The sequence below is a fragment of the Mesorhizobium sp. 01N446 genome (assembly GCF_056399285.1).
The window spans coordinates 1-6674 of sequence record NZ_JBFTRA010000023.1; the positions used below are offsets into that span (position 1 = coordinate 1).

The window sequence follows — 6674 nt, forward strand, 5'->3', positions numbered from 1 at the left end:
GTCTGGTCGGACGAACAGACGAAGTTCGCCGGCAAGATTTCCGCGCGCGGTGGCGAGGACAACGGCAATGGCGGCTTCACGGAAGTGTCGGGCAAGCAGCGCCTCGACTTCACCGGCTCGGTCGACCTTCGCGCCCGCTTCGGCGACACCGGCGATCTTCTGCTCGACCCCTACAACGTGACGATCTCGAATGGCGCCGATACCGGTGGGTTCACCGCCAGCTCCAATGACAGCGTCATCAACGTCACGACGCTGCAGAACCTGCTCGCAACAGCCAACGTCACCATCTCCACCGGCAGCGGCGGTTCGCAGGCAGGGGACATCACGATTGCCGCGCCGATCAGCTGGAGCGCCAACACGCTGACGCTCAGCGCCTATCATTCGATCGTCTTCAACGCGAACGCCACGATCGGCGGCGTCGGCGGTCTGTCGCTGGTCACCAACAATGGCGGCACCGGCGGCACGATCTCCTACGCGCTCGGCGCCTCGGCCACTTTCACCGGCACGCAAGGGGCGCAGGCACTGTCGGTCAACGGGCAGGGTTACACACTGATCTACGACATCAACCAGCTGCAGGCGATCAACAGCGGGCTGAACGGTCGCTACGCGCTGGCGAAGAACATCGATGCCAGCGCTACGTCCAGTTGGAACAGCGGTCTCGGCTTCATATCGCTCGGCACCGACGGCAACAGCAATATTCAGAACAGCGGCAACGGCTTCACCGGAAGCTTCGACGGGCTTGGCCACGCCGTCGATGGACTGTCGGTGACGCAGTCCGCCGCCCAATATGTCGGCCTGTTCGGCTTTGTCGGCGCGGGCGGGCTTGTCCAGAATGTCGGCGTCACCAATGCGACGATCCGAGGATTTAAGACACTTGGTGGGATCGTGGGCTTCAATGCCGGCACGGTGACCCAAAGCTATTCGACCGGCCAGCTCTTCACGACGCAGTATGGATCCGTCTCGGGCGGCCTGATCGGCGAAAATGATGGAGCGCTCTCCGACAGCTTCTCCTCCGTCATCATCAACGCGCGCGATACCAACACCGCGGGCGGCGCGGTGGGTTTCAACAATTTCGGCACCATCGATCGTGTCTACGCCATGGGTGCCGTCGATATCGGCAGCGGCGGCGCCGCCGTCGGCGGTCTCGTCGGATCGAATTATGGCTATTCGTTTGTCGGTAATGGCGGCAGGATAACCGACAGCTATTCGACCGGAGCGGTCAGCGGCGGGTGGAATGTCGGGGCGTTCATCGGCAACAACCTCTATGACGGTACGGTCACGGGCGCGTACGACACGTCGACATCCGGTCCCTACAACACCACATCCTCCGCAAAGCCCGCGATCGGCGGCGGCACCACCGGCCCCAATGTCAATGTCGTCGGCCTGTCGACCTCCAGCTTCCAGAACGGCGGCGCGAGCGGCCTCAGCGCCGCCTACGGCGGTGGGACCGGGGGCCTTTATCCCTATCTGAAGAGCTTCTATCCGAATGGCGCCCAGGCGATTTCCGGAATTGCCTATAAGGATAGCGGCAACACGCCCCTGATTTCCGGCACCGGCCAGCCCTATTACACAAAGAATCCCGGTCTTGTGTCCGTCGTTTCCGGCGGCGTCAAACTCGGTACTGTCTCAACCGGCGTCAACGGCTACTACTATCTCGTTCTGCCGACCGGCACCGTCTCGAACGCGGTGCTTGCCTACACGGTTGCCGACGCGGACTCGGGCGCCAGGAACGGCGTGACGTTCCGGACCGGTCTGCCCGGCGGCAACATCTCGAACCTGAACATCTATGGCGACTGGCGCCTCGACGAGGCGGATGGCTCGATCGCTTCGCTGTCGGCACTGAACAGCGCATACGCGTCCACGGCAGGATCGACCTCGGTCGGCAGCCTGTCCTTCGCCAACCGCCAGATCGAAACCGCGGCGACCACCTTCGCCCTCGATCAGGCGCTCTCGGCCGGCACCGGCACCCTGGCGCTGTCGTCGAACGGCACGGTGACACAAGGGGCGACCGGCAATGCCATCACCGCAGGCTCCCTATGGTTCGGCGGCAGCGGCTCGTTCGCACTCAATGGCGCCGGCAACCAGATCACCAATGTCGCCGGCAGTGCCGGCTCGGTCGATCTGCGCGACGACGCAAGCCTGATGGTCGCAAGTGCCTCCAATGCCCGCGGCGCCAGTACAAGCGGGGTCAACGCCACCGGTTCCGTCAAGCTGCGGACAACGGGCGACCTGACCATCTCGGCCAGCGCGCCGGTCAGCGGAGCGAACCCCGTGCTTGCCGCCTTCGGCAAGTTCATCAACAACCGGGGCAGCGATGCCGTCACCGCCAGCAGCGGGCGCTGGCTGGTCTATGCGGCGAACCCCACCGGCAACACATTCGGCAATCTGGACAGCGGCAACACGGCGATCTGGAACACGGCGGCGGGCGGAGCGGTGAGCGCGGCCGGCAATCGCTACGTCTTCGCCTATCAGCCGACGCTGACCTTCACGTCCAACAACGCGACGAAGACCTATGGCGATACCGTCCTGCCGCCGCTGACCTATTCGGTGGCAGGCTACCAGACCGGCGTGATCGGCGCCTATCTCGGCGATACCGCCGCGACGACCTTCAGCGGCGGCCCAAGCGTGACGTCCGTCAACCCGCCGAGCAACACGCAGGTAGGCGCTGGATCCTACGCGATCACCGTCAGCGCCGGCAATCTCGCGGCGTTGAGCGGCTATGGCTTCGCCTACAACAGCGCGGGCCTTCTCTCCATCGGCAAACGCGCGGTGACGGTGACGTCACGCCGGGCCAGGGGAAGATCTATGGGGATGCCAATCCCTCCTCCTATGGGTACACCGTCTCCGATCTCGGCGCCGGTGTGGCTTTGGCCGGCAGCCTCACTCGTACGGCCGGGAACAATGCTGGGACTTATGCCATCAACCAGGGCAGCGTCACCAACGCCAACAATTCGAACTACGACATCACCTATGTCGGGGGCAATTTCACCATAGCCCAGCGGGCGATCACCGTGACTGCCGTCGCCAAGAGCCGCACATACGGAAGCAGCAATCCGGCGCTCACCTATCAGCTCACATCAGGCAGTCTTGTCGGCAGCGACAGCCTGACAGGCGCGCTGGCGACATCGGCGACAACAACGTCCAACGTTGGCAGCTACGCCATCACGCAAGGCACACTTAACAACAATAACTATGCGATCACCTATGTGGGCGCCAACTTGTCGGTGACGCCACGCGCCATCACGGTGACAGCCGATGCCAAAACCCGCATCTATGGCGATGCCAACCCCGCGCTGACCTATCACCTCACGTCAGGCAGTTACGTCAATGGCGACAGCCTGAGCGGTGCTCTGGCGACGACGGCGACGACGGCATCATCCGTCGGCAGCTACGCCATCACGCAAGGCACACTCGCCAACAGCAACTATGCGATCACCTATGTCGGTGCCAATCTGTCGGTGACGAAACGCGCCATCACGGTGACGGCCGATGCCGGGACCCGTGTCTATGGCGACGCCAACCCGGCACTGACCTATCAGCTGACTTCGGGCAATTTCGTCAATGGCGACAGCCTCGGTGGATCGCTTGCGACAACAGCGACGACGGCATCCGGTGTCGGCAGTTATGCCATCACGCAGGGCACGCTTGCCAACAGCAACTACGCGATCACCTATGTCGGCAGCAATCTGTCGGTGACGCCGCGCGCCATCACGGTGACGGCCGATGCCAAGAGCCGTGCGTATGGCGACGGCAATCCGTTACTGACCTACCAGCTGACCTCGGGCAATTTCGTCAATGGCGACAGCCTCGGTGGATCGCTTGCGACAACGGCGACGACGGTATCCGGTGTCGGCAGTTATGCCATCACGCAGGGCACACTCGCCAACAGCAACTATGCGATCACTTATGTCGGCGGCAATCTGGCGGTGACACCGCGCGCCATTACGGTGACGGCCGATGCCAAGAGCCGTGCGTATGGCGACGGCAATCCGTTACTGACCTACCAACTGACCTCGGGCAATTTGGTCAATGGCGACAGCCTGAGCGGTTCGCTCGCAACAACAGCGACGACGGCATCCGGTGTCGGCAGCTACGGCATCACGCAGGGCACGCTCGCCAACAGCAATTACGCGATCAACTATGTCAGCGCGAACCTTTCCGTGACGCCGCGCGCGGTCACGGTCACGGCCAATGCGGGGCAGAGCAAGATCTATGGGGACAGCGATCCGCTGTCTTACGGCTATACCGTATCCGATCTCGGCGGTGGCACAGCGCTGGTCGGCGTTCTCGACCGGGCAGCCGGCGAGAATGTCGGCACCTACGCGATAGGGCAGGGAACGCTGACCAATGTCTTGAACTCGAACTACGACATCACCTATGTCGGCACCGATTTCAGCATCGCCAAACGGGCCGTGACGGTCACGGCCAATGCCGGCCAAGGCAAGACCTATGGCGATGCGGACCCGACCCTTGGCTACACGGTTTCCGATCTTGGCAGCGGTGCGGCACTGGTCGGTGCACTCGATCGGGCGGCGGGCGAGGATGTCGGCACCTACGCCATTGGGCAAGGGACGCTGACCGGTGCGAACAATGCGAATTACGACATCAGCTATGTCGGTAGCGATTTCAGCATCGGCAAGCGGGCGATCACGGTCACCACCACTGCCGGACAGCACAAGGCCTACGGCAATGCCGATCCGTCATCCTACCTCTATACCACATCCGATCTCGGCAGCGGCACGGCCCTCGTCGGCACGCTCGATCGCATGGCGGGCGAAAGCGTCGGCGCCTATGCGATCGGGCAAGGCACGCTGACCAACGCCAACAACTCCAACTACGACATCAGCTATGTCGGCTCGGATTTCACCATCGGCAAACGCGCCATCACGGTGACGGCCAATGCGGGCCAAGGCAAGACCTATGGCGACAGCGATCCGCTCTACTATGGTTACACCGTCTCGGATCTCGGCACCGGCGTCGACCTGGTTGGTTCTCTCGAGCGTGTCGCCGGCGAAAACGCCGGAACCTACGCCATAGGCCAAGGCACGCTCGCGAGTTCGAATGCCGACTACGACATCACCTATGTAGGCGCCGACTTCACCATCGCCAAGCGGGCCGTCACCGTCACCGCCAATGCCGGCCAAGGCAAGATCTATGGCGACGCCGACCCGTCGGCCTATGGCTACACCCATTCGGATCTCGGCAAAGGCGTCGATCTGGTCGGCGCGCTTGGCCGCGCTGCCGGCGAGAACGTTGGCGGCTATGCAATCGGGCAGGGCACGCTGACCAACGCGCACAATTCGAATTACGACATCACCTATGTCGGCGCGGACTTCACCATCGGCAAACGATCGGTGACGGTCACGGCGAGCGCCGGCCAGGGCAAGACCTATGGCAACGCCGATCCGTCGTCCTATGGCTACAGTCATTCCGATCTCGGCAATGGCGCGGCTTTGGTTGGTGCTCTCGACCGCGCCGCCGGGGAGAATGTCGGCAATTATGCGATCGGGCGAGGCACGCTGACCGACGCCGCCAATTCGAACTACGACATCACCTATGTCGATGCCGGTTTCAGCATCGGCAAGCGGGCGGTGACGGTCACGGCGAGCGCCGGCCAGGGCAAGATCTATGGCAACGCCGATCCGTCGTCCTATGGCTACAGTCATTCCGATCTCGGCAGTGGCATTGCCCTGGTCGGCGCGCTGGACAGGGCCGCCGGCGAGAATGCTGGCGCTTATACGATCGGCCAGGGTACGCTGACCAATGCGGCCAACGCGAACTACGACATCACCTATGTCGGCGCGGATTTCACCATTGGCAAACGCGCCATCACGGTCGTGGCGGACGCGCAAAGCCGGCCGCAAGGCATGCCCAATCCGCCGCTCACCTATACGATCGGCGGGCTGGGGCTGGTCGGCGGCGATACGCTTGCCGGCGCGCTCTCGACCGCCGCGACGCCGGCCAGCATACCGGGCAGCTACGCGATCGAGCAGGGAAGCCTCACCGCTTCGGCCAATTACGAGCTGACCTATGTCGGCGCCGACCTGCTTGTCTCGGCGCCCAACACGATCCCGACATCGCAAGCCGCCACCACGGTTGCCTACAACGCCGATGCATTTGGCGCCGGCGCGCCGGTGCCGGTGTTCTTCACCGGCCAGCCTGTGGGTGGAGACACACAGACGCTGGTCGAGGATCCCCGACTTGCCGGCTTCGCCTTCTGCCAGGGCATTGCGCAGACCGCTTCCGTCTGCTCGGTCGCGGCGGTCCAGTAGCGATCGAGGGCGGAGCCATGCGGACCCTTTTCCCGTACCACCGCAACCGCAACAGCGCGCCGCTGATGGCACTGCTGCTGACCTCGACCGCTTTGGTTGGCTTCACCTCGGCGCGGGCGCAGGAACTGCCGACGGGCGGCAGTGTCGCCTCGGGCGGCGTCACCATTTCCAATCCGTCATCCTCGCAGCTCAGCATCAAGCAGTCGACCAATTCGGCCATCGTCAACTGGCAGAGCTTTTCGATCGGTGCGGACGCGACGGTCAACATCGACCAGCCGACATCGTCCTCGACGATGCTCAACCGCGTCACCGGTGGTACCAAATCGACCATAGCGGGCCAGCTCAACGCCAATGGCCAGGTGTTTCTCGTCAACCCCAACGGCATCGCCATCTCCAAGACCG

The 6674-nt window shown here is 63.4% G+C and carries 2 protein-coding genes; both read left to right on the forward strand.

Annotation, left to right across the window (positions count from 1 at the left end; all coding sequences use genetic code 11):
* The first annotated feature begins 2036 nt into the window (after positions 1-2036).
* Entirely contained in the window at positions 2037-6272 is a 4236-nt protein-coding gene (locus AC1DPX_RS34970; protein ID WP_477242564.1) for an MBG domain-containing protein, read from the forward strand.
* Between the two features lie 17 nt (positions 6273-6289).
* A partial coding sequence (locus AC1DPX_RS34975) for a two-partner secretion domain-containing protein (protein WP_477242566.1) occupies positions 6290-6674 on the forward strand: 385 nt, incomplete at its 3' end.